Origin of the sequence: Phaeobacter sp. LSS9 (assembly GCF_003443595.1) — a bacterium.
Taxonomy (GTDB): domain Bacteria; phylum Pseudomonadota; class Alphaproteobacteria; order Rhodobacterales; family Rhodobacteraceae; genus Phaeobacter; species Phaeobacter piscinae.
Genome location: NZ_CP031956.1, coordinates 3,136,749 through 3,161,633 on the forward strand (window position 1 = coordinate 3,136,749; position 24,885 = coordinate 3,161,633).

The 24,885-nt window shown below is 59.1% G+C and carries 20 protein-coding genes; 6 read left to right on the forward strand and 14 right to left on the reverse strand.

The features are described from left to right. Window positions 1-40 precede the first annotated feature (40 nt). Entirely contained in the window at window positions 41-1,183 is a 1,143-nt protein-coding gene (locus D1820_RS15020; protein WP_118069598.1) for an alpha-D-ribose 1-methylphosphonate 5-triphosphate diphosphatase, read from the forward strand. 72 nt (window positions 1,184-1,255) lie between these two features. Here the strand turns inward: D1820_RS15020 and D1820_RS15025 are convergent, their stop codons facing one another. From D1820_RS15025 to D1820_RS15055, 7 genes are read right to left on the reverse strand one after another with little or no spacing between them, the layout of a single operon-like run. Then, window positions 1,256-1,735, reverse strand: a complete 480-nt coding sequence (locus D1820_RS15025; RefSeq protein WP_118069599.1) for a class I SAM-dependent methyltransferase — start codon at window positions 1,733-1,735, stop codon at window positions 1,256-1,258. After that, the gene (locus D1820_RS15030; protein ID WP_118069600.1) at window positions 1,736-2,494 is read right to left on the reverse strand and encodes a polysaccharide deacetylase family protein; all 759 of its coding nucleotides are present in this window, start codon (window positions 2,492-2,494) and stop codon (window positions 1,736-1,738) included. It lies immediately after the preceding gene. Then, complete coding sequence (locus tag D1820_RS15035; protein ID WP_118069601.1) at window positions 2,491-3,633, reverse strand: glycosyltransferase family protein; 1,143 nt, start codon at window positions 3,631-3,633, stop codon at window positions 2,491-2,493. The genes D1820_RS15030 and D1820_RS15035 overlap by 4 nt, the downstream gene beginning before the upstream one ends. Continuing rightward, a complete protein-coding gene (locus tag D1820_RS15040) occupies window positions 3,630-4,220 on the reverse strand; it encodes a histidine phosphatase family protein (RefSeq protein WP_118069602.1) in 591 nt (196 codons plus the stop codon). The genes D1820_RS15035 and D1820_RS15040 overlap by 4 nt, the downstream gene beginning before the upstream one ends. Beyond that, the gene (locus tag D1820_RS15045) at window positions 4,217-5,335 is read right to left on the reverse strand and encodes a glycosyltransferase family 4 protein (RefSeq protein ID WP_371311708.1); all 1,119 of its coding nucleotides are present in this window, start codon (window positions 5,333-5,335) and stop codon (window positions 4,217-4,219) included. The genes D1820_RS15040 and D1820_RS15045 overlap by 4 nt, the downstream gene beginning before the upstream one ends. After that, window positions 5,332-6,591 carry a glycosyltransferase family 4 protein gene (locus D1820_RS15050; RefSeq protein WP_102897663.1) on the reverse strand — a complete coding sequence of 420 codons (1,260 nt, stop codon included), beginning with the start codon at window positions 6,589-6,591 and terminating at the stop codon, window positions 5,332-5,334. The genes D1820_RS15045 and D1820_RS15050 overlap by 4 nt, the downstream gene beginning before the upstream one ends. Further along, entirely contained in the window at window positions 6,588-7,799 is a 1,212-nt protein-coding gene (locus D1820_RS15055) for a glycosyltransferase family protein (RefSeq protein ID WP_192870579.1), read from the reverse strand. Before D1820_RS15055 ends, D1820_RS15050 begins: the two co-directional genes overlap by 4 nt. Window positions 7,800-8,240: 441 nt before the next feature. Here D1820_RS15055 and D1820_RS15060 point away from each other — a divergent pair, with 441 nt between their 5' ends. Further along, window positions 8,241-10,583 carry a mechanosensitive ion channel family protein gene (locus D1820_RS15060; protein WP_118069603.1) on the forward strand — a complete coding sequence of 781 codons (2,343 nt, stop codon included), beginning with the start codon at window positions 8,241-8,243 and terminating at the stop codon, window positions 10,581-10,583. 4 nt (window positions 10,584-10,587) lie between these two features. On the opposite strand, the gene D1820_RS15065 is transcribed toward D1820_RS15060, so the two are convergent. From D1820_RS15065 to D1820_RS15085, 5 genes are read right to left on the reverse strand one after another with little or no spacing between them, the layout of a single operon-like run. Then, window positions 10,588-11,964, reverse strand: a complete 1,377-nt coding sequence (locus tag D1820_RS15065) for a CoA transferase (RefSeq protein WP_118069604.1) — start codon at window positions 11,962-11,964, stop codon at window positions 10,588-10,590. Window positions 11,965-12,001: 37 nt separating this feature from the next. Next, the gene (locus D1820_RS15070) at window positions 12,002-13,156 is read right to left on the reverse strand and encodes an ABC transporter permease (RefSeq protein WP_040180487.1); all 1,155 of its coding nucleotides are present in this window, start codon (window positions 13,154-13,156) and stop codon (window positions 12,002-12,004) included. Continuing rightward, window positions 13,153-14,181, reverse strand: coding sequence for an ABC transporter permease (locus tag D1820_RS15075; RefSeq protein ID WP_118069605.1), 1,029 nt, complete (start codon window positions 14,179-14,181; stop codon window positions 13,153-13,155). Before D1820_RS15075 ends, D1820_RS15070 begins: the two co-directional genes overlap by 4 nt. 12 nt (window positions 14,182-14,193) lie before the next feature. After that, window positions 14,194-16,137, reverse strand: coding sequence for an ABC transporter substrate-binding protein (locus tag D1820_RS15080; RefSeq protein ID WP_118069606.1), 1,944 nt, complete (start codon window positions 16,135-16,137; stop codon window positions 14,194-14,196). Continuing rightward, entirely contained in the window at window positions 16,130-17,908 is a 1,779-nt protein-coding gene (locus D1820_RS15085; RefSeq protein ID WP_118069607.1) for an ABC transporter ATP-binding protein, read from the reverse strand. The genes D1820_RS15080 and D1820_RS15085 overlap by 8 nt, the downstream gene beginning before the upstream one ends. 276 nt (window positions 17,909-18,184) lie before the next feature. Between D1820_RS15085 and D1820_RS15090 the strand changes: the two genes are divergently transcribed. The 3 genes from D1820_RS15090 to D1820_RS15100 all read left to right on the forward strand — a co-directional run bounded on the left by D1820_RS15090 (window position 18,185) and on the right by D1820_RS15100 (window position 20,222). Then, complete coding sequence (locus D1820_RS15090) at window positions 18,185-18,694, forward strand: class I SAM-dependent methyltransferase (protein ID WP_118069608.1); 510 nt, start codon at window positions 18,185-18,187, stop codon at window positions 18,692-18,694. Between the two features lie 112 nt (window positions 18,695-18,806). Beyond that, window positions 18,807-19,436: a glutathione S-transferase family protein gene (locus D1820_RS15095; RefSeq protein ID WP_118069609.1), complete on the forward strand. Its 630-nt coding sequence runs from the start codon at window positions 18,807-18,809 to the stop codon at window positions 19,434-19,436. Window positions 19,437-19,556: 120 nt separating this feature from the next. Further along, complete coding sequence (locus D1820_RS15100) at window positions 19,557-20,222, forward strand: TetR/AcrR family transcriptional regulator (protein ID WP_096870565.1); 666 nt, start codon at window positions 19,557-19,559, stop codon at window positions 20,220-20,222. A 9-nt stretch (window positions 20,223-20,231) separates the two neighbouring features. Here D1820_RS15100 and D1820_RS15105 read toward each other — a convergent pair whose 3' ends face one another. Further along, window positions 20,232-23,654, reverse strand: a complete 3,423-nt coding sequence (locus D1820_RS15105) for an indolepyruvate ferredoxin oxidoreductase family protein (RefSeq protein ID WP_118069610.1) — start codon at window positions 23,652-23,654, stop codon at window positions 20,232-20,234. A gap of 139 nt (window positions 23,655-23,793) precedes the next feature. Here D1820_RS15105 and D1820_RS15110 point away from each other — a divergent pair, with 139 nt between their 5' ends. Beyond that, window positions 23,794-24,264 carry an Lrp/AsnC family transcriptional regulator gene (locus D1820_RS15110; protein ID WP_096870567.1) on the forward strand — a complete coding sequence of 157 codons (471 nt, stop codon included), beginning with the start codon at window positions 23,794-23,796 and terminating at the stop codon, window positions 24,262-24,264. A 48-nt stretch (window positions 24,265-24,312) separates the two neighbouring features. On the opposite strand, the gene D1820_RS15115 is transcribed toward D1820_RS15110, so the two are convergent. Then, window positions 24,313-24,648: a DUF3307 domain-containing protein gene (locus tag D1820_RS15115; RefSeq protein WP_241770559.1), complete on the reverse strand. Its 336-nt coding sequence runs from the start codon at window positions 24,646-24,648 to the stop codon at window positions 24,313-24,315. Between the last annotated feature and the right edge of the window lie 237 nt (window positions 24,649-24,885).

The following is a 24,885-nucleotide window of genomic DNA, read 5'->3' on the forward strand; positions in this document are numbered from 1 at the left end:
AGTGTGGCCCGTTCTATAGCTCAAATTGTGTGAAATTCAGATGACAGAACCTTTGATCCTTGCCAATGCCACTCTTGTCCTTCCCGGTGAAACTCGCGTCGGCTCCATTATCCTGACAGAGGGGGTAATCACTGACATTGCGGATGGCGCATCCGTTCCCAAGGGCGCTGTTGATCTTGACGGTGATTATCTTTGCCCTGGTCTTGTGGAACTGCACACGGATAATCTGGAACGCCATATCCAACCCCGCCCCAAGGTAGACTGGCCCCACGCGGCAGCGATTATCGCACATGACGCTGAACTGGCAGGCACCGGTATCACCACTGTTTTCGATGCGATGCGGGTGGGCTCTATCAAGGCAGCAGAGTCCCGATATGGTGCATATGCGCGCAGCCTTGCAAGCGAGCTGCTTGAGTTGCGCGAGCAGGATGCGCTGAAAATCAGCCATTTCCTGCATCTGCGCGCCGAAGTCTGTTCTGAGACGCTTGTTGATGAACTGAACGAATTTGGTGAGGCCGACCGTGTCGGCCTGGTCTCCTTGATGGATCATACCCCAGGGCAGAGACAGTTCCGGGACATGTCGAAGCTGGAAGCCTACGTCAAAGGCAAGCACGGCTTTGACGACGATGGTTTCAAGGCGCATGTCGCCGGGTTGAAGCGCATGCGCGACATCTACGGTGATCTGCACGAGGTGGAGGCCGTGAAGGCCGCGCGCCGCTTTGGTGCGGTCCTGGCAAGTCATGATGATACAACTGCGGAGCAGGTGACGGTGTCCGCCGGTCACGGTATCCATTTGGCGGAATTCCCCACCACGGTAGAGGCCGCGCGGGCCTGTCACGACCACGGTATCAAGGTGATGATGGGGGCACCTAACCTGATCCGGGGGGGATCGCATTCCGGCAATGTCGCGGCCAAGGATCTGGCACAGCTGGAGCTTCTTGATGTGTTGTCCTCGGACTATGTGCCTGCGGCCCTGTTGCTGGCGGCAGCGCAGCTTGGCGAACTCTGGGGCGATATTGCGCGTGGTCTGGCAACGGTCACCTCGGCCCCGGCGGATGCGGTCAATCTTACGGATCGCGGGCGTATCGACATTGGCAAGCGGGCGGATCTTATCCGCTTTCGAATGCGGGCTGGCGTTCCAGCGCTGGGTGCGGTCTGGTCGGTTGGCAATCGTGTCGCCTGATCCTAGGGTGCAAGATGCAACAAAAAACGCCCCGGACTGTTCCGGGGCGTTTTTTCAAGCATCGCGGGGCTCTCATCTCACCTGGTAGAAAAGATAGCGCCCAGGAGGTATCCCTTGCGGGCCGTCCAGCTCATCAAATCCGACGAGGGGCTGACCAGAAACGATGATCCCTCCCTCAGCCATCACAGCCGCAATCGCCGGGGACAGAGCGGCGGCTTCGGCAATGTCTTTTTCTTTCACACCAAAACCAAGGTCGTAGTGGGCCAATATGATCGGGTTGCGTTCCTGTGCCAGCTTGTCCAGCATCGGGCGAGCCTCGCCTTGCAGGAAATCAGCCTCTGGCGGCACACAGGAGGGGTGGCATTGCAGCACCCGGTCAATAACGCGAACCCGCCGGTCCGGCAGTGTTTCGCGCAGATGATCATAGGTGCGCCCGTTGCCCAAACCGATGTCGAGCACATCCCCGGCAAGGTTGCGAACCTGCTCCGCGGCCCAATTCAGCCCATCCCGCTGCGCGGTCAGACGGCGCAGCATGGAATCCAAGCGGCTCATTCAGATAATCCTTTCATCAAATACCCAGGCGCGCCCCGGACCATCCAGCAGGCGCCGCATCACATCCTCGCAAAATCCCCAGGTCGCTTCATCCTGCACCAGATGATGGGTCAGGATGCCGTAGGGTTCGGCGACATCGGCGTGCCCCTTACGACGCGCGGCAAGCTGTGTCACCAGCTGTGACAGCAGCAGCGTTGGCGCTACAAGCCCGCGCGAGCCCTTCCAGTCAATCGGGTCGAGGTGGGTGTTGATCTGCCAAAGCCCCGGTGCCGCTTTTGCTCGGCGGCGCGGGGTGAAGGTCGACAGGGCGCTGTAGCCCAACCCGGCGAGCCAGGGTTCGACGTCGGGATCTATCCGGTTCCAGGGCGGGACAAACATGGGTCGCAGCCGGTCACCCAACAGGTCGCGCAACCGGTTCAGAGCATTTTCAGCGTCCTCCAACACGTCGTCGATTGAACGGTGGGTGCCAAATTCCGCTTTCTTGTCACCGGTGCCTGCGTGGTTTTCATGCGCCCAGCCATGCACGACGGGCACCAATGTATCCACGTGCGCCAACCGGGCGGCAAGGGCGGGCGTGGCATCACGCGCAACAATCGCAAGATGGGCGGGCAGGGCCAGGCGTTCTGACAGCTCAATCAGTCGGTCCAACTGGGGCGTGGGGGCAATAGCGTCGTCGTCGCGCCACCAGATTGGCAGGATCAACCCATCGTCCTGCCATCGAGAAAGCTCGCGGTCCAAACTGGTCCAATCCGGTGTCATGCACGCTCCTTTGCCAAGTTGCACGCAATCTCTACCGTTCGGGCAGCGCCGTCAAACCGGAAGCCATCTGTCGGTCGGGCAGGGGCGGAGATGACGTCATCCAATGCCGCGCAAAGCATCTCCGGCGTCAAATCGGCAGCAGCCAGAGAGGTTATGCCATCGAGTGGGGTGAGGCTGGCGGCACGCAGAGATTGCTCTACTTCGTTGCCCGCATCAAAGGGAACAATCACTGCAGGCACACCGGTCTGCAGCAAGTCTAGTGCTGTGTTGTAGCCGCACATGCTGACTGAGGCGGCAGCGCCCTGCAGCATCTGGCGAAAGTCTGGCCGGGCTGGCTCCAGAATAGCAGCCGTCTCGCCGTGCTGTTCTTTCAGACGCGCGATTTCCTCCGCTGCATTATTTCCGCCTATCAGAATGCGCCATCGCAGGGCCGGTCGCAATTTGGCGGCTTTTGCAGCAACCCGATAAAGCGCAGACCCAACGCTGCCGCCACCGGCGCTGACAAGGATCTCGCCTTTGCCAACACCCCCAGGATGCGGCACCGGCGCAGCTGGAGCAACGTATCCCGTGTAGTGAAGTTTCTCCGAGATCTCGGGTGTCACCGGCCATGAGGCCTCCAACCGGGTGGCCTGCGGGTCGGAATGCACCAGCACGCCGTCGTAATGTGCCGTCAGGATAGTAGCGGCATCCTCCGCCTTCTTGGGTTTTGAAGGTGGTGCGAGAATGTCGCGTATTGATGCCAGAATGACCGGGGGGCTGGGCAGAGTGTTGGCCGTATCCAAAAGTGCCAGAAACTCCCGCTTCAGGCTGCGCCGACCGAAGGGGAACAACTCGGTGATCAGGATATCGGGTTCGACATCTCGAAGTGTATCGCAGAGCTGCTCAACACGATTGTTGAGATAGGTATCGTCCGCCAGATCGCCGGTTGGAGCCAGCAATCTGTTAAACGCCACGCCATCAGAGCGCAGCGGCGGCAGCTGGATCAGATCAACGCCGCTGTGATCAAGGTGGTGTGCGGATCCGCCGCCTGATACCACATAGGTCCGATGCCCGGCTGCGGCGAAGGCCCGGCCCAGCGTCAGAGCACGGGACAGATGTCCTGTGCCCAACAGATGCGTTACGGCAATCAGAATTTTCATTCCGCAGCCCGTTTGCTGAGGCGCACTGGTTCGGCAATGGGCGTGAGCGTGCCGTTGCCATCAATCTCCACTACGAACAATCGATTGCGCTTGATCTGAAACGGGGCGGAGCCGTCAAAATTCCAGCCATGAGCTCGGGCGAGGATCATTCGCATGATGCCAATATGACAGACTGCAACCGTGTCTTCCGTCAGATCTGCAAGCCAAGGGGCGATCCGCTCCCAGACCTCCTGCGGGGTTTCTCCACCGGGCGGGCGGTAGTGCCACCCCCAATCTTCAATGTCGCGAAACCCGCTGGCTGGATCGGATTTAAGCTCCTTGCCGTGTTGCCCTTCCCAGTCGCCCCAGTTCATTTCAATCAGGGCTGGGCTGGTTTTTGGCGGGCGCCCGGCGACCAGCTCCGCGGTTTCAGCCGCGCGTTTAAGGGGGCTGGACCAGAGGGACGTCCGATCCCAAGGCGCGGGGAGGGACTGCGCGGAAAGTTCAGCGCGGGCAGCATCGTCCAGCGAGATGTCGCTGCGCCCCTGTATGCGGCCGGCGCGGTTCCAATCGGTGTGGCCGTGGCGCAAGAGAGCAAGCCTGATCATGATGGGATCTCCAGTAAGGGTGAAAGTGTTGACCACAAACGTTGTGCGGCCGCCGGTGCAAGGTGCCGGTCTGCGATCCGGCTGCGAACACGGCTCGCCTGTCGGTCACACAGGGCGGGATTATCAAGTACCTGTGTCAGTGCTTGTGCATACCCCTCGGATCCGCTGTTTGGTTGCGGTGTGAGTGCAGGGAACTCCCACCTGGTGACAACGTCACGCAGACCCGGGCGATCTTGTGCCAGGACCGGAACCCCGTGGGACTGGGCCTCCAGATAAACCATCCCGAATGCCTCGTTGACGCCAGGCCAGACAAAGACAGAGGCCTGCCTGTAGAGCACGCCCAAGGCGTCCCGGTCCAACTCCCCCAGAAAACGCACTTTGTTGCCAAAGCGCGACATCATCTGCTCTACCTCGGATCGGGCCGGGCCGTCTCCGACGATATCCAGCCGCCATGGTCGCGAAACCTGAGACAGCGCGTCGGCAAGAAGGCGATAAGACGTGAGTTTGTCACCCTCCCTCATCATACCGACACACAGCATGGCGCCGGACCGGTCACTGGGCTCCGGCAATCGGTGATATGGCAGAAACGGCGGCAGGTGAACCAGATGCTGATCGCGATATCTGTCCCGCAACAGTGTCTGGTGGTCCTGCTGTGTCAGATAGAAAATGACAGAGGCTGCGTCCGCTGCGTCATGGGCGGCTTGTGCAAATTCGGACCAAGGGCCCGACAGGCGCTTCTTGGCTCGTGTCGATTCCACTTGCACATAGGGGATCGCAAGTCGGCGGGCGACGGCTGGTCCGATCAGGTCGGGCGCTTTGTAATAGTTGTGGTAGGTCAGCCAGAGATCCGGTCGCTCCGCTTTTGGCGCCGGTGCTATCTCGGTACAAATGCGGTCGACTTCCTGCGCCGCCTTGGCGCGCAGAATTGCCTGACGCTCTGCATCGCCTGATTTGTCGAAGATCCGCAGTTCGCTGGCCAATGTGACCACCGCGCCAGAGACAGAAAGCAAACCCATCAGGTTTCGCGCCATTTCGCGGTCGCCGGAGGGGACCGGATGGCGCGGCGATTTCATTGGCGCGTAAAAGGCTATAGTTCGGCCCTGGCCAAGCGTCATGCGTTTTGCATCATGAGGGTCAGCCGTTCCGACAGGCGTGCTATGCCGGGATCCATCCCGAAATCGCTGCGCAACCGACCCAAGGCAGCCTCTGCCATGCGGGCCGCCTGCTCCGGGTTTCGACTGAGGGTCAGGATGGCTTCAGCCAAGGCTTCAGGTGTGTCCTCGCTGAGCAGGCCATGGGTGCCGCTTTCGATGAACTCCGGGATAGCTGATACTGCCGTGGACAGGATCGGCAGACGCTGGGAGGCGGCTTCCATCAGCACATTGGGCAAGCCGTCCCGATCACCATCACGAGCAATACGACTGGGCAAGACGAACAGATCGCAGGCGCGCATGGCGGCGATCACCTCGGGCTGATCGCATGCGCCGCGCCAAGTGATGCGGTCCGCGACCCCGACGTCCTCGGCGATACCCTGCAACAAATCCCGCATGTCACCACCACCGATATGGGTCCAATGCCAATCCAGACTTTTCGGCAGAAGCGCCAGCGCACCGATCAACCGATCAAAGCCTTTCTTTTCGACCAGCCGCCCCACTGACATCAGGTGCAGCGGATCGCCCGGTGCGCGCCATTTACGCTGCGGGGGCGAGGGGAACCGTGACAGGTCAAGCCCGTGGTAAATCAGATCAACGCGGTCACTGCGGTCTGCCATGTCCTGCAGGTGCTTCGCGCCAAATCCGGTGCAGGTCGCACCAAAGGTGGCCCCATGGCTCTTGGCCGCCAGTTTCTCCTGCAGTTCCCAATCAGGGGAGGTCCAGATGTCCTTGGCGTGGGCCGAAAAACTCCACGGCAGGCCGCGCATAATTGCCGCGTAGCGCGCGACAGAAGACGGCGTGTGCAGGAAATGGGCGTAGAGACCCAGCACCGCACCGGGCATTTCAGCAGCCAGAACACAGGCCTGACCAAAGCGGCGAATTCGGTTGCGGGTTGGATCGCGACGCAGGTCTTCGCGCCAAATCCGATAGGCCGTCTGGTAGCCAGGCATTGTTTTGGCCTGATCCCGCGCGGCCCAAACGCGATCTGGCTCCTGATAGAGGTACTCCGGCAGGTAATGGACCGCAGCAGTCAGTTTTTCGTGCAGGGGGTGGCGTTTCACGTCTGTGGGATGGCGCAGAGACCAGATCTCGAACTGATGACCTGCCGCTTCCAACGCGACCAGCTCCTGCGCAATGAAGGTTTCAGAAAGGCGTGGCCAGCCTTTTACAACAACGGCAAGGGGCGGGCGGGATGGCCCTGTTGATCCGGTAGTCATTCGGCAGCCTTTCCGTTGGTGCCATGCAGCAGCGCATCGACACGGTCGGTCACGTAGTCCAGCCCGTCCAGCAAACCGTCCGGGATCGCAGCAGAGGGGGGCGGCTGATCGGCAAGCGCGCGAATGGCCCGGATCATTGCCTCAGGCGTCCAACCGTCGCGGCGTTCGTCGAGCATCGCTGTCAGCCCCAGTTCTTCGGCGCGGCTTGCCCGGATCCATTGCTCAAGTCGCGGTGTGGTGCGCGGAACGATAACGGCGGGTTTGTCAAAGGAGAGCACTTCGCAAAACGTGTTGTAACCGCCCATGCAGACAACCCCTTGTGCGCCGGCAAAGAGGGTTTCGATCTCGGATTCGAAACCTACGGCGGTGACCCGACCGTCAAGCGCGGCAACGCGGGTCTCGAATTCGGTGCGGGTGTCGCCGGACAGAAACGGGCCGTAGACCAGCATCGCACGCGGCGCCAGGTCCGGATCCCGCTCATAGGCAGTCAGCACGAGATCAACCATCATCGCGCCGTCACCACCACCACCGGGAGTAATCAGCACATAAGGTTGCTCGGGTGGTGTGCCCAGATCACCCAGATCGCGGCGTAGATATCCGGTCCAGTGCATGCGTGCCTGCGCCTCAGAGCTGAGCGGAAGCCCGGCTGTCGGGTCGTAAACGGAGCGGATGCCGTAGACCCAGATCTCATCATAGAACTGTTCGGTGGCCGCAACTGCGTCCTTGCGCGCCCATTCAGCCGCCAAGACCTCCGGTTCATCCAGCACGTCGCGCAACCCAAGGATCAGCTGTGTATTTCCATTGGACTTCAACTCGTCGAGGGTTGGCAGCAATTCCCCGCGAAACCCGGTCGGTTCCTTGTCAACGATCAGCACATCGGGGGCGTATTGCAGCGCGGTTGAACGGATCAGCCCGGCGCGCAGAGATGTGGTCTCTTCAATCGACATGCCCATCGTGCGCGACGCATAGGAACCGTCCGAGCGTTTGATCACGCCGGGCAGTCGCACATGGTCAACCCGGGAGGGAAAGGCGAAACGCCCCGCCACAGGGGAACCGGTCAAGATCAGAGCTGAGGCCGTCGGATCAGCATGGGTGATCGCGCCTGCCAGTGCCCGCGACCGCCTCAGATGGCCCAGCCCGAAGGTATCGTGGCTGTAGAGCATGACACGCGCCCCGCGAAGGGCGCTGGAGGGGGCGTTGGCTGTCATAGCTGGGCCTGCGTCTGGAGAGAGGGAAGGGAGGTGGCGGCATCGGCATGATCTAGCAGGTTGCCGTCGCAGCGGATGATTGGACACATCTGTCCACCTCCCGCATCAGCGGCTGTGCGTGTTGGCTTGGCCAGGGTCCGCCTCAGCATAGTGTCGCCTCAGGTTGCTCAGCCTGACACGCTACGGGCCAAGGCACAGATCGTTTCTGCGTCCGGCCAAAACGTGGAAGGCGGCCTGTGGCGCCCGTCGGCCCCGTCCCGTCCTTGCGTCTCACGCGGTACGCTGAATTTTCTATAACGCGCAGAGGCATAAGTTGCAATCAAGCGCTGAAGGGCAGAAATAATCCCGGCCTCCTCATCCATGTAACCGTGCAAAGACTTGATATTTTCACCATTTTGCGGCCTTGGTGAAGAAATGGTTACAAATTCAAAGGTGGTGCGTATGCGGCGACTGGTATCGCAATTTCTTATTTGCTTGATCGTGGCGCTCGCCTTTGCGGTCAGTGGCACCTCTGAAGCACTGGCGCAGGCCACGAATTCCTCCAGCGGCGATGGTCTGGCCAAAGCGATCGAACAGGCGGCTGATAGCGGGGTTGGCGTGATCATCGTGGATGGGCGCGGGAAACTCGTCTCCCCCTCGGATACACCGACCGACGCCACCCCGGTTCCTGCGACAGATCAGATGGACGGCGCCTCGGCGCTGATGAAGGCACAATCCGAGGTCGAGCAATTCGGCGCTGCCTTGGAAAGTCGCCTTGAAGCGATGCCCTATTCGATATTCGAAGTGCAGTACATTCTGCGGCAGACCAGCCCGGACGGCCGCATTATCACCTATGTGAAGGTGCTTGGCTGGAGCCTGTTGCTCTTGTTTATCGGCCGTTGGGTCTCGGTGGAGATCTACGGCAAACGGATTGCCAAGAAACATGTGGTGGCACGGATCAAGGAGAACCCCGAGGGCTATCAGGACAAAATGCCGTTTCTGGTATTTCGTTTTCTCATGGGCGTGGTCGGGACCATTGTGGCCATGGCCTTTGCGCTGTTGACGTCCTACCTGATCTTCGGATCATCCGGAAATTCATCGGTGAAGTTCACCGTTACCGCGATCTACACCGCGTTTTTCCTGTCCAGATCGGTCTCGGATTTGTGGCGGATGGTGCTGTCCCCCTACCTGAGCCAATACCGCATCCCCGTTTTTTCGGACCGGGATGCACGTCGCCTCTACATCTGGGCCTCGGTGCTGGCGACCTACGACATCAGTTCGGTGTTGTTTGCAACCTGGGTCGGGGATTTTGGTCTGAACTACAACGTCTATGCGCTTGTCTATGGCGTTCTGGCGCTGGTGGGCACTCTGGGCAACCTCTTGATGGTGGTGATCAACGCCCGCGCGATTTCCAATGCAATCCGCGCAGGCCGCCCGCCCGAGGCCTGCTCATGGCTGGTCCGGCTGCTGTCTGTGGTCTGGGCGCCGGTTCTGGTGATCTACATCATCTTCGGCTGGCTCGAATTGGCCTTCGATCTGGTGCTTGAGCGGGATATGTCGCTGCCTCTCACGGTCGGGAGCTACTCGGTTCTGACCTCAATCCTCGTGGTCTACGGTATCATCAACTATGTGATTGAGCGTTTCTTCAACCGGTCGCAACGGCGGGTTTTGGTCGACAGCGGTCCCACCGACGACGAGGATGACGCCGACTACGAGGGCGATGAGGTTGAAATCGCGCCAAAGCCGCGGCATCCGGTCGCCACCTTCGAAGATCTCGCGCGCCGAATTGCGGGTATTCTGGCGTTCACTGTCGGGTTCTTTGCTATGGTTGCCATCTGGAATCCCGAGGCCGCGTGGATGGAGAACTCCCGACTGTCCCGGGTGAGCGATATCATCGTAATCTTGTTTATCGGCTACATCGTCTATCACATCGCCCGGATCTGGATCGACAGCAAGATCGACGAAGAGGTCGGAGATGTGCCCGTTGGTGAGTTGGGCGATGAAGGTGGTGCCGGTGGGGCCAGCCGGCTTGCCACCTTGTTACCCCTGTTTCGGGGCGCCATTCTCGCGGTTGTTGTAGTGTCCATCATCCTGATCGTCCTGTTGGAACTGGGGATCAACGTCAGCCCGCTCTTTGCCGGTGCCGGTGTTGTTGGTCTTGCCGTTGGCTTCGGTTCACAAACGCTGGTGCGGGATATCTTCTCAGGTGCGTTTTTCCTGGTCGATGACGCCTTCCGCAAAGGCGAATACATCGATATCGGCGATGTCAAAGGCACGGTTGAACGTATTTCTGTTCGCTCGTTTCAATTGCGGCATCACCTGGGGGCTCTGCACACCATCCCCTTTGGTGAAATCCGCGTGCTGACCAATTATTCTCGTGACTGGGTCATGATGAAGCTACCGCTGCGGGTGACCTATGACACCGACGTCGAAAAGGTTCGCAAGCTGATCAAGAAACTGGGACAGGAATTACTGGATGATCCGGTGATCGGTGACACATTCATCCAGCCCCTGAAGTCGCAGGGCGTGATCGAGATGCAGGATTCCGCGATGATCATCCGGGTCAAATTCATGACCAAACCCGGTGATCAATGGCTCGTGCGCAAGAAAGTGTTTCAGGAAATCCGTGACCTCTTTGCCCGTGAAGGGGTCAAATTTGCGCACCGCGAGGTCACCGTGCGTTTGGCGGAAGATCAGGCAGATCAGGCGCCGAAGGATAAGCGTGATCTCGCAGTCGGCGCGGTTCAGGCCGCTATCGATGAGGATCTGATGGATGTGAACGACGGCGGAGGGGACGACCGCTAACGTCTTATGCGGGCCAGACTGGTGCGGCGGTGCCTGCGGCTGTTGCAGGCTGGTCCCAGCGCATCTGGGTTTCACCAACCTTCAATGGCGACAGCAACCGGCGCCCCGGCCCCCAGCTCGTTAGCTCAATCTGGTTGGCGTAATCGGCATCAACCGCGCCCATGAGCGGGCCAATCGGGGAGCTGTCGTCACCGTGATGCTCTGTCAGGGTCGCAAGCGCATGAGCGGTGCGGGCCAGGGACAGGCGGGCATCCCCGACGGGATCGCCCTGGCTGGCCTTGGTCAGTGCATTCAACACAGCGGCAACCATCAGATAACCGGTGGCGTGGTCCAACGCCTGAACGGGCAGTGGTACTGGCTTGGCGGATGTATCAGGCGAGATTTTCCCACCCGCCATCCAATGCTGTCCGCGCTCCGCGATGCCAGTGCTCATCTGTACGAGGCTGTCAAAGCCTCTGCGTTTGGCCCACGGGCCGCTCCAGCCATAGGCATTGAGGCGCACATCAATCAGGTTCGGAGTAAGCTTTCGCAGTTTTGCATTGTCGTATCCCAGTCCCTCAAGCGCGCCGGGGCGAAAGCCATGCACCAGCACGTCAGCCTTTGCCAATAAGGTTTCGAACTGGTCACGCCCCTGTTCAGAGCGCAGGTTCAGGGCTGACATCTGTTTACCCAGTGAAATATCCTGAAGAACACCAGGCTCATCCCAACCCGGCGGGTCGATCCGCAGCACCGTCGCACCAAATGCGGCCAGGGTTCGCGTCGCCACTGGACCTGCCAGAACACGGGTGAGGTCCAGTACCCGAAGCCCTGCCAAAGGTCGCTCCGGTGTGGCTTCGGGCCGCTCCCGCATGTGAATAGGGCGGGCATTGCTCCATGCGATCAGTGGCTCCGATGCGACAGCCTGCCCTTGCGGATGGGTTTGCCACTCTGCGGCGCTGCGCATGGCGGCGGCAACGCCGCCTGCGGTGACAATAGCCTGTTCCAACGTATCGCCCGGCTGCTGTGCAACTGCGTCGCGAACGGCTTCCGGCTCGGGGGTGCAGCCCAGAACATTCAGCGCAGCAGCGCGATGATGGGGCAGGTTGGTGTGAAGGCGGATCCATCCATCAGCGGTGCGATAGTCACCTGCCAAAGGATCCCATAGATTGGGCATCTCCCAGCCCTCAGGACGAAAACTGTAGCGAAACCACAGCGCGGCACGGCGTTGATCTAGGGTGATTGGTAGTGCACCTGTGGTGAGATTTGTGGCCTTCATCAATTCTGCGAGGGCGACCCCGACCGCCGCCAGCGAGCGGTTGGCCAACTCCGAAACAGCATAGCAGCTTGGCCAGTGATCGCCGGGGATCACCCGAAACATGTTATGGTCGGGAAGATCGCGCATTGCCGCCTCCTAGTGGTGGTTGTAAGACTGGCGTGGCTTATTGCTGATAAGGGTCCAGACTGTCACGCAGCCCATCGCCTAGGAAGTTGAACGCCAGCACAACAACGATGATTGGGAGCATCGGAATAGCGGTCCAGGGGTAGATTTCTATCGAGGCAAGGTTCTGTGCATCGTTAAGCATAACCCCCCAGCTTACCGCGGGTGCGCGCAGACCAAGGCCGAGGAACGACAGGGCCGTCTCCCCCAGGATCATCGCCGGGATCGACAGCGCGGCTGATGCAATCAGATGCGACATGAAATTCGGCAGCAAATGCTTGCGAATGACCCGCCCTGACGACGCGCCCATCATTTCGGCTGCGCGCACATATTCTTCTTCTCGCAAAGACAAGAATTTTGCCCTGACCGAGCGCGCAAGACCTGGCCAGTCGAGAATGCCCAGAATGATAGAGATCACAAAAAACACCGCAACAGGTGACCAGTTGGAGGGCACAGCAGCCGAGAGCGCCAGCCACAATGGCAGCTCTGGCAGGGACCGCAGGATTTCGATCATACGGTTGATCGTCCAGTCCAGTTTGCCACCGAAATATCCGGCCAGAGAGCCAAAGAAGATGCCCAGAATGAAGGAGACGGTGATACCGATCAGACCTACGGTGAGGGAAAGCTGTGCGCCATAGAGAATGCGGCTGAAGACATCGCGGCCCAAACGGTCGGATCCCCAGATGAAGAGCGTGGCCCCTTCGGGCGCGCAGAAAAGATGCGTGTTGGAGGGGATCAGCCCAGCAATCTTGTAAGTCGCGCCCTCACAGAAATACCGAAGCGACTGTGGGTTCTCCAGATCGGGTTTGAAGATCCATTGGAAGGTTTCGAGATCCGCCTCCGAGGTCATCGGATAGATGAACGGCGCGCGAAGACTGCCTTCGTGAAACAGATTGATGGACTGCGGAGGCGAATAGATATGCTCACTGTCGCGATCGTTTGGCCCATATGGCGCAATGAAACCAATGACCGGAAGCAGCAGATAGCAGACCAGCAGGAAGATACCTGAGGTGAGGCCCAGTTTGTGTGTTTTGAATTTGCGCCAGATCAGCACCCAATTGGGGGCATCCAGATCCTTGCGCTCCAGCTCTTGCAGGGCTGCATCCGGATCATAGGGGGTGGTGTCGACATAGCGATTGTCGGGCTGTGTGCTCATCGCTTGCGCTCCTCATAACGGATGCGGGGATCCAGCATGACGAGCAACACATCGGAAATCATGGTGCCGATCAGCGTCAGCAGCGCAACGAACATCAGGACAAACCCGCTGAGGAACATATCCTGTGTCTTAAGAGCAGTCAGCAGGGTTGGGCCGATGGTCTGCAGGCCCAGAACGACAGAGACCAGAACCGAACCGGAGATCATTGCGGGCAGCAGATTGCCAATATCCGCAACAAAGGGATTGAACGCCACGCGCAGGGGATATTTGGTGAGCATTCGTGCCGGAGCCATCCCTTTTGCGATGGCGGTTTCCACATAGGGTTTGCCCAGTTCGTCCAGCATATTGGCACGCAATCGCTGCATCATGGCGGATGCACCAGAGGTACCGATGACGAAGGTTGGCACGATCAGGTGGATCAGGATGGACTTCACCTTGTCCCAGCTCATGGGTTCGCCTTCATAGGAGGGATCCATTAGCCCGCCTATGGGCAGGTCGAAATATTTATGCCCGTAATAAAAGAGGATCAGTGCCAATAGGAAGTTTGGTGTGGCAAGCCCAAGGTAGCCCACGAAGGCAGAGGTGTAGTCAACCCAGGTGCGTGATCGGGCCGCTGCCAGAACGCCCAAAGGAAGCGCGACAAGATAGACAAACAGCACTGCCGCAACATTGACCAGAACCGTCAGCCAGAGGCTCTCACCAACGATTTCGGCAACCGGCCGGTCAAATTCAAAAGACCAGCCAAAGTTGCCCTGTATCATACCGGAAAACCCGTGTGGGCCGGGCATGAATCCCATCCAGATCATATATTGCTGCCAAAGGGGGCGATCGAGCGCATACTCTTTTCGCAGAAATTCGGCTTTTTCGACGCCAGAAGACTGACCAGAGGCGCGCAACTCAGCGATTTGGTTGGATAGGTAGTCACCCGGAGGCAGGTTGATGATGATGAAAATCAGCACAGACACCACCAGCAGCGTCAGCAACATGGTTCCGAACCGGTAGATGGCGTAGCGCAGGATCTCCATTAATGCGGTTCCTCAGCCCTTGCCATCTTCGAAGAAGAACTCATCCGGGCGGTAGATGCCAAAATGGGCGCCGGGATCCCATGCCCAGATCCCTTTTTGCGGTACATTGCGCAGTCGGTTGCTGACCACAACCGGTTGCGGTGCCGCAGCGACGAGGCCGATAGCGTAGACCTCATCAGCGTGGATCTTCAGCATTTCCTGCCAGACGCGTGTTCGCTCTTCATCGGTCTTTGCCGCTTCCCAGTCATGCCAGAGGGCCATGAGCCTCTGCGCCGGTTCAAGGTCGGGAGCCTCGCCAACATCGCCACTGGTCTGGTGGTACTGGCCCCATTTTGGCCAGGACAGAAACACCTGATCTGTTGGTGCCAGATACGCAGGCGAGGTGTAGGTCTGTGGCAGGCCATTGTCCCAACCATACCAGACGGACGCCATGGTGGTGCCGGAAAACACCCGGTTGCGCAGGATGTCACGATCCAGCGGACGCATCACCAGTTTGACACCGACATCGCGCCAATCGTCCGAGATGATCTGCAAAGCGTTCTCGACCTCCTGCCGCTCCCCGGCCGTTTCCACAACCAGTTCCATCGGTCTGCCATCGGGGAGTTTGCGAATGCCATAGCCGTCGCGCTCAGTCAGACCAGCCTCATCCAGCAGTTGATTGGCCAGCTCAGGATCATATTGTGCCCAAGCCTCGCGGAGGGCGGGGTCAAAGAAAGGGCTGGCCTCCAGAACCGTCATGGCACCAGGTTTTGCCAGCTTGAAATACAGCGCCTTGTTGATGCCTGCGCGGTTGATCGCCACGGACAATGCGCGGCGAACACGGGTGTCGCGCAGCACCTGGCGCCACTGGGCGTCGTCTACGTTGAGATTGGGATAGATGGCGATTTGCGACGCGGTGCCATTGCCCCAGAGGTAGGTCTTGTAGTCGGCGCCATCGCTTTCGCCCTTGCGCAGGATCGGAATGTCGCGAAAGCCAAGGCCGCGGGCCTGAAGATCTGCCTCACCGGCATTGGTTTTTGCCGCGACCAGCCCACCTGCCACGATTTCCATCTCGACCGTGTCGATGTAGGGCAGCTGAATGCCATTGCTGTCGAGGCGATGGTAATAAGGATTGCGGACAAAGAGGTGTCGGATTTTCTTGCCCGAGGTGGCGTTGATCCAGGGCTGAAGAGTCGGCAATTCGTGATTGTCGAACTTGTACATATTGTCGAGCTTGTTGTGCAGCGCGGCCCAGCTTTTGACCCGGGCATAGTCGACCTCCTCGGCAAGTTTTGCGGGGTCCGCATAGTCTGCGTGAAATTGTTTTAGATAGGCGGACGGGCGATAGATAAACGGCGGGCTGGCCTGTGCGAGGCTGTGCAGGAAGCTTGGATTGGGGGCCGCCCATTCGTAAATTACGGTTGTTTCATCGGGGAAGCTAACGGTTGGTAGGGCGCCATCCACCTTCAGGTAGTCTGGTGCGCCTGTGGGATTGAGCAGCAGGTTATTTGCCACGTCTTTCCACCAATACTCAAAATCGGCTGAGGTAAACGGGTCTCCGTTCGACCAGCGATGACCGGGGCGCAGTTTCAGCGTGAACCGTCGATTGTCCTCGACCTCGAAGTCCAACAGTATATCGGGCTGTAGCTGGTAGTTTTCGTCGTAGCCCGCCAGCCGGGCGTAACCATAGACAACCATCTGCCGGATGTCCTTGGACCGAGTGACCATCGTGTTGAGGGTACCGCCCTGAATACCGGGCTGACGCCCCTTGGCTTCCAGATCGACCACCAATGGCACCTCGGGCAGGCGCTCGGCAATCGGTGGCAGGTCGCCGGATTTGACCTCCTGCTCCCAAAATCCGCTTTCGACTAACGCTGCCGGATTGGCGATAGCAGAAGAGGCTATGGCAAGGGGCAGAACATGGGCCAAAAACGCGCCAGTTGCGAGGGTCTTCAGGGATTGGCGCAGATTAAACATGACATCGTACCTTATGTCCGGGTTCCACATGCACCAATGGCGGGGCCGTGATGCCAGAGAATTTGAAGCGATCGGGCCAGCTGTCGGGTGATCCGGCACCCTGTGCGACCAATTTGAGGTTGATCGGGCGCGTAATGCTTGGCTCTGGTTGGGCGGCAATCAGTGCCTTCGTGTAGGGATGCTGCGGGTTATAAAACAGCGTTTCAGGCGGTGCCTGTTCCACCACCATACCACGACGCATCACCGCAACCTCGTCGGCAATGCGGGCCACAACAGCGAGGTCGTGACTGATAAAGAGGTAGGAGAGCTGCTGTTGGTCACGAATATCCTCCAAGAGGCGTAGGATCTGTTCCTGAACCGAGACATCCAGCGCCGAAGTCGGCTCATCGCAGACAATCAGTGACGGGTCCAGCATCAGCGCACGTGCAATGGACAGTCGCTGCCGCTGACCACCGGAGAACGCATGCGGATATCGCAGCAACATCTCAGGCTGCAGCCCCACCAATCGCAACATCTCAGCAGCGCGATCCCGGCGACTGCTGCGGTTGCCCAGACCATGGATCTCCATCGGCTCGACCATAGCATCCTGAACCCGCATGCGCGGCGATAGGGACGAATAGGGGTCCTGAAACACCATCTGAGCCGCTTTTTGAAAGGCGGTCCGGCTGCTGCGGTTCATATCGTGAACGGCAATCGGTGTCGCGTCGGATGCAGACCGGAACAATACCTCGCCGCCGGGATCAGGCATTTCGGCACCCAGTGCGATGCGCGCAGCAGTGGTTTTTCCGGAACCGCTTTCGCCAACAATCGCCAGTGTTTTGCCGCGTGGCAACGCCAGGTTCAGTTCCTTGCAGGCGTGAATAAGGGTCGGGGCAGACCAGCCTTTGCCCGCGCGCAATGCATAGGTTTTGGAGACGTTTCGCAACTCAAGGATCAGGTCGTCGCTCGGCACCGGGGTGACAGGTTCAGGCGTCTCGGGGATTTGCGGTGCTGCCTTGAACAGAGCTTGGGTATAGGGATGCGCTGGCGCGCCAAGAACGGTTTCCGCACTGCCGGCCTCCATTACGCGGCCCTTGTGCATGACAACGACCTGTTCGGCCATATTGGCGACCACACCCAGATCATGGGTTACCAGGATCATGGCCATGCCCGTGTCGCGCTGCAGATCTTTCATCAGTCCTAGGACTTGGGCCTGTGTTGTCACATCCAGCGCGGTGGTCGGCTCGTCCGCGATCAGCAAATCAGGTTTGGCCACCATAGCCATCGCAATCATCGCCCGCTGGCGCATCCCGCCGGACAGCTCAAACGGGTAGGATTTGTAGGTGCGTTCGGGATCGGGGAAGCCCACTCGTTCAAAACAGGTCAGAACCTCCCGCTTGGCCGCGCTTTCGCTTTTTCCGCCATGCAGCCAAAGGACTTCGGCAACCTGGTTACCAATCCGGTGCAGCGGCGAGAGCGAACGCATGGGTTCCTGAAAGATCATCGCGATCTCATTGCCGCGAATATCGCGCATTTGCCGCTCGCCAAGGAGCCGCAGATCCCGCTCTGCACCGCCATTGACACCGCGCCACAGCATCCGGCCATGCCGGATCTGCGCGGCCTTTGGCAGAATGCGCAGAACGGCGCGGCAGGTCACAGTTTTGCCGGACCCACTTTCGCCGACAAGGGCAACGGTTTCTCCGGCAGCGACGGAAAAATTCACGTCCTGTACAACCAGGTCGCCCTGGCCAAATCCGATACTGAGGTTTTCGACAGACAGCAGAGGCGTCATTTAGCCTAAGCCACCAAGCCGTTGAGGCGCTTGCATCGCGGTTCCATATCCCCTGTTTTTTCGCCCACTGTCGCGCGCCACTGGGGCAATAGTCAAATCCCATTTCCATCCGCTAAAGATCGATGTCGAAAATTTGAGCGTATGAGAGCGGCCAAACCTCGTGCTGTAACGCCCGGACACCTATCGATAGGATGCTACACATTCACGACAAACTCTGGCACAGCTGTCGCGGCAGGCCGCCTTCTGGCGCCAATCTTTACCCAAGGGGAGAATGCCATGAGCGAGCAGAACACCACCACCCGTCTGGATCTCTTTATCGACCGGATGGTCTCCCAACGGGCCTGCTTGGATGCGGCGATCACGCAGACAGCGGGCAGGAGCGAACCGGTTTTCGAACTGGGCCTGGGCAACGGGCGCACCTATCACCACATGCGGGAGCGTATCCGAGATCGTGATGTCTATGTGTTTGAACGGGCGGTGGCATCGCACCCGGACAGCACCCCTGCGGAACATTTGACCATTCTCGGTGATGTCCGCGAGACTCTGCCTGCGGCGCGTACCCGGTTTCCTGCGGGCGCCAGCCTGATCCATGCGGATCTGGGCGGGCACAACCGGGAAAAGAACGACGCCTTTGCTAGGATGATTTCACCTTTGATCGAACCGCTGCTGGCGATTGATGGTTTGATGGTGTCCTCTGACCGGATGTATTTCGACGCGCTGGCGGAACAGCCGTTGCCGGAGGGAGCTGTACCGGGGCGCTGTTTCATCTACCGTCGAACTGCCTGACACGTCTTCGCCTTGCCGCACTGCTCTTAACGACGTTGGGTTTCTCTGGCCTCATCAGCAAAAACCAACCTAGGCTGATCCGGGATGATGGGCACTGGCAAGAGGTGACACGATGATATTCTACGACTGCAGCACTGCACCCAACCCGCGGCGGGCGCGGATGTTCATCGCGGAAAAAGGTTTGGACATCGAAACGCGGGACATCTCCATCGCCAAGGGGGAGCAGATGTCCGAGGAATTCCGCGCCATCAACCCGCAGGCGACACTGCCGGTGCTGGTGACCGACGGTGAGCTGATCTTGACCGAGAATCTAGGGATCGCAGCCTATCTGGAAGCGCTGCACCCTGAGCCCCCCTTGATGGGGCGCACCCCCGAGGAAAAGGGGCAAGTCCTGATGTGGCATGCGATTGTCGAGGCGCAGGGTGGTCTGCCTATTGCCGAGGCATTGCGCAACAGCCACCCGGCCTTTGCCCATCGGGCCATTCCCGGCCCGGACAACCATGCTCAGATCCCTGAGTTGGCAGAACGGGGTCGTAGTCGAACGCAGAAGTTCTTTGATCTGTTGGAGGCACGATTGCAGCAAAGCACCTTTGTGGCGCTGGATCATCTGACTCTTGCCGATATCGCTGCGTTTGTGTTTGTCGATTTCGCGCGCGTTGTCAAAATGCGTATCCCTGAGGGGAATACTGCCACCCGTGGATGGTACGACCGGGTCGCCGCGCGACCCAGCGCTCAACTGTAGGCGTTCTCTCGAAGAGGCGTCTGGCGCATGGATGGACAGTGGCCGAAAACAGCGGCAGATTGAGGGCGCTTTCTGTGGCTGCTCTGCCGCGTTCTCGATCCAATAATTCAGGGGCCTGATATGGCAGATAAACCCGTTCTGCATCGTGACGATCCAGATGCCGCTCCGCTGGTTGGCAACATCAAGGTCACCCGCGCGGATTGGCTGAATGTTGCCATGGATGTTCTTATCACCGATGGGGTAGAACAGGTGAAGGTGCTGGCCCTCGCCGAGCGGATGGGCGTGTCGCGCTCCTCGTTCTACTGGTACTTCAAATCACGCCAGGATCTGCTCGACGCGCTGCTGACCAGCTGGGAACAGACCAATACGATCGGCATGATCGGTCAGGCTGAGGCGCCGGCTGAAACCATTGCGGCGGCAGTGCTGAATGTGTTTCGCTGCACCGCCAATCCTCAGCTGTTCAACACGGCATTGGATTTCGCGGTGCGTGACTGGGCGCGTAGATCCGGTCATGTACGTAATATTCTGGATATGTCTGATGCCCGGCGGATCGACGCGCTGACGGCGATGTTCCGGCGCTATGACTACGCGGAACGCGACGCGGAGACGCGGGCGAAGGTGCTCTACTATATGCAGCTGGGATACGACATGGCAGGCCTGAATGAGCCCTATGACCAGCGGCTCAGTATGACCGGTGCCTATTTGGAAGTGTTCACAGGGCAAGCAGCCAGCCCCGAAGAGCTGGCCGAATTTGCGGGTTATGCCAGAGAATTCTGGCGTCCTTGACCGGTGATATTAAAGTGACTCCAGCTGGGTGTTCACCGCGGCTTTGACCTTTTCAGCCGCTGCCATCCTTACAGGACCATAACCCCGTATATCCATGGGGGCGCTCAGCACTTTCAGCCAGACGTCATGATGCTCAGGTGAATAGCGCTCCGTGGCAGTGGTGATGATGGCCTGATACCACGTCAGCAAGTCGCGGTGCAGACGCGCCTCTTCGTGGCGCCCAAATGGGTTCCAACGGCTGCCACGCATGCGGCGTCCCTTGGCGAGAAGGCGCAGCGCGGGGCGCATCCAGGAACCGAACTGCATTTTCTGAGGACGTCCGCGTGCATCGGTCTTCCGGCTGAGAAGCGGCGGCGCGAGGTGATAATTCATTCGGAAGTCGCCATCAAACTCGGCTTCGAGCTGATGTTTGAAGCTTTCGTCGCTCAGCAGACGGGCCACCTCAAATTCGTCCTTGTAGGCCATCAGTTTGAACAGCGATCGCGCCGCGGCGGTCAGCAGGGTGTCTGACCCGCTTGCGTGAAGCGCGTTGCGCAGCGCCTCCAGCAGGGCGGTATAGGACTGTGCATAGGCGACGTCCTGATACCCGGTCAGGAAGGTGGCGCGCCGGTCAATCAGTTCTGCGAGCGTTTCCTCAGGGGCTTCTGCTTCATCATAAAGTTCGGACAGGCGCGTAGGGTCGTGGGCAAATGCACGCCCGATGGCGAAGGCCAGGCGGTTTTTCTCGATGGCAACCCCGTTGAGCACAATTGCCTGATCCAACGCGCCGAGGCTCACGGGCACCAACCCGTTCTGCCAAGCAAAGCCAAGCATCATTACATTGGCCAGAACCGCATCACCAAGGAGGGTCTCAGCCGCCTCGTTTGCGTTGAACCCTGACAGGTTGTCCGCACCGATGACATCTGAGATGGATTTCTCACGGAGATTGGCCATAAGGTCTGCATCTCGACGTAGGACCAGATCGCCTGTCGGCATTTCGGCGCGGTTCAGTACCATCTTGGTGCCCGCGCGATAGTGGGCGGAGGCTTTGGGCGCAGAGCTGACGACCACATCACAGCCGATGACGGCGTCTGCGGCACTTTGGTCGATGCGCACCTGATGCAGGGCGTCCGGTGTATTGGACAGGCGAATATAGCCCAACACTGTGCCAAACTTCTGCGCAAAGCCGGTGAAATCCAGCACGCTGGCACCTTTGCCCTCCAGATGGGCCGCCATTGTGATCAGCGCACCTACGGTGACCACTCCGGTGCCACCAACACCTGTCACCAGAAGATCGAACGGCTCTTTCAGTGACGGTAGGGCCGGGGGTGGCAGATCTGCGGTCAACGCCGAAGCATCGAGTGCAGCGACCTCCTTCTTGCGTCGCGTTGCGCCCTCGACGGTCACAAAGCTGGGGCAGAAGCCGTTCAGGCAGGAGAAATCCTTGTTACAGCTGGAGAGGTTGATTTTACGCTTGCGACCAAAGGGTGTTTCTTTTGGCTCAACGCTCAGACAGTTGGATTCCACAGAGCAATCGCCACAGCCCTCGCAGACCAGATCATTGATGAAGGCAAAACGCTTGGGGTCCTCCATCGTGCCGCGCTTGCGGCGGCGGCGCTTCTCAGTGGCGCAGGTCTGTTCGTAGATCAGGACGGTGACGCCCGGGATCTCGCGCAGTTCGCGCTGGACGCTGTCCATGTCGCGTCGATCATGAAAGCTGGTGCCTGCCGGGAACTCCGACTTAGAAAACTTCTCAATGTTGTCCGACACCAATGCGATCCGGTCAACGCCTTCGGCGCGGCAGGTCTGGGCGATGCCTGAGACACTCACCGGGCCATCCACGGGCTGACCGCCCGTCATTGCAACGGCGTCATTATAGAGAACCTTGTAGGTGATATTCGTATCGGCCGCGACCGCCTGACGAATGGCCAGTGAACCAGAGTGATACCACGTCCCCTCACCAAGGTTCTGAAACACATGTTTGCCGCCATTGAATTTGGAGGCGACTGTCCAGGGCACCCCTTCGCCGCCCATCTGGGCGTAGCCAGCGGTGTCGCGGTCCATCCAGCTCGCCATAACGTGGCAGCCGATACCAGAATTCGCCTTGCTGCCTTCGGGCAGTTTGGTCGAGGTGTTGTGAGGGCAGCCCGAGCAGAAATACGGCGTACGGGTGGCACCCGGCACATTCAGCAATCGGGGTGGTTCCGCGGTCAGGGCATTCGCCCGATCCAGCAGGTTTTCCTCCGGGAAAAACCGGTTCAGCCGTTCTGCAACAATCGGCACCAAGGTCAGAGGGGACAGCTCACCCGTCCAAGGGATCAGCGGGTTGCCCTGGCTGTCATGTTTGCCAACCATCCGCTCCGGTTTATCGCCAGGCCAGTCGTAGAAGTATTCCTTGAACTGGCTTTCGATAATACCGCGCTTTTCCTCGACAACCAGAACCTCCTGTTTGCCCTTTACAAAACGCAGCGCCTCCGTTCGCGCAAGCGGCCAGACCATGCCAACCTTGTAGATATCAATGCCCAAACGCTTGCAGGCAGCCTGATCAAGGCCAAGCAACCGCAGTGCTTCCATCAGGTCGAGGTGACCCTTGCCAGTGGTCACAAACCCGAACGTCGCTTTTGGCAGGTCATAGATCCGGGTATCAATCGGGTTGGCCTCGGCAAAGGCACGTACCGCACGCAGTTTGGCATGGATCCGGGTTTCGATCTCGGGAGAGGGGAGATCGGAGCGGCGGATATGCAGGCCACCTGGGTAGTCCGGCAGCTCCGGGTAGGTGAAATTGCGGTCCGGGCGCAGGTCCACCGAACGGGCGCTTTCCACGGTTTCCGAAACGGCCTTAAATCCGACCCACGTGCCGGAATAACGCGAAAGCGCAAAGCCATATTCGCCGAATTGCAGAAACTCAGAGACATCGGCAGGGTTCAGGACCGGCATGAACCACGACATGAAGGCCACATCGGATTGATGGGGCATTGAGGAGCTGACACAGCCATGGTCATCGCCCGCGACCACCAGCACGCCGCCCTTTTCTGATGAGCCATAGGCGTTGCCGTGTTTCAGCGCATCGCCGGATCGGTCGACACCCGGTCCTTTGCCATACCACATGGAAAACACGCCCTCGACCTCACAGTGAGGGTCGAGAATGGCTTGCTGCGCGCCCAGAACAGCGGTTGCGCCTAGATCTTCGTTGACGGCAGGCATGAAGGTAATGTTGTGCGCATCCATGCGTTTGCGGCTGCGCCAGAATTCCAGATCAACTCCACCCAGTGGTGACCCACGGTACCCGGAGACAAAACCCGCCGTGTTCAATCCCGCAGACTTATCGCGCCGGGCCTGATCCAACATGACCCGCGCGAGTGCCTGTGTGCCGGTCAGGAAAACGCGGCCTCTGGTATACTCATATCGGTCATCCAGCTGGTAGCTGCGGAAATCATGGCTGAGCTGGGTCATGGAGGCATCCCTTGCATCAAAGTGGCTATCATCTGAAAGAATAACCCGGTCATGTAGAAAATGTGTGCCAGATTGTGTGTTCGCAGAGGTAAAAGTGAATATATGTACCATCAGGCGAGGTAATCTGGAAAATATTGCCATGAGTGATGAATTGGTGCTGGATGACCGTGACCAGCGCATCCTGACACTCCTTCAGCAGGATGCGCGGATGTCGAATGCGGATCTGGCTGACGCAGTCGGCATGTCCACCTCAGCGCTGTGGCGACGGGTGCGTATGCTTGAGGAGGCTGGCATCATCGAACGTTACGGTGCCGTGGTGAATGCAAAGGCGATGGGGCTGGGGTTTCATGCCATCGTTCATGTCCAGCTGACACGCCATGATCGCGATAAGCTGGCGGATTTCATCAGGGCCGTGGAAACCAGCCGTCTGGTTCAGGAATGTTATGCGACCACTGGGCAGTCAGACTATCACCTGCGCGTGCTGGCGCCTGATCTGGACGCCTACAACCGATTTCTGGAGGAGTTTCTGTTCCGCTTGCCTGCGGTGGCCAGCGCGCAGACAAATGTGGTTCTGCGGACGATTAAACGCGACGAACCCGTGGCGCCCTAGGACGGGCCGAATTGGTGACGGGGTCGCGCCGCTCGTCTCCGGGGGGATCTATCCGAAACTCACATGAGCCCAGGCCGCTGCCATCGCCAGATAGGTAAGCTGGTGCAGCGCCTGATCGGTCCCCATTGCACGCCAATAGACAGCCATATCGGGCGCCAGCTCCTTGCGTTTGGAATAGCAGGCCTTGCAATAGTCGATATTGAAATGGGCGACCCATTCCAGTGCGCAGATAATCAGAACAAACCCGACCGGTGCCCCCATAATCACAAAGGCGATGATCGATCCCAATACATGAACCCCGGCATGTTGCGCGCGCCCCGCATGCAGATATTCCCCGCGGCCTGACAGCATTTTAGGCGTCTGCAGATAAAAATCGGCAAACATGTGCTTGATCTGAAGCAGGCAGAGCAATCCCAACAGGGATGCGAGAGGATCTGACAAAGGAACGGCCTCATTTTGTGTCGCGAGCTCTGAAAGCTTACGTATTTTTTTGATGCAGGCAAATGGCCTGTAACAGTATTCGTCACGACGCACCGTCAACTGTGCCGGAACTTAGTGTTGTCATGAGGCTTGTGAACGAACTTCGATGGGGGGATCGCCCTGTTGCCATTGCCTGCAACA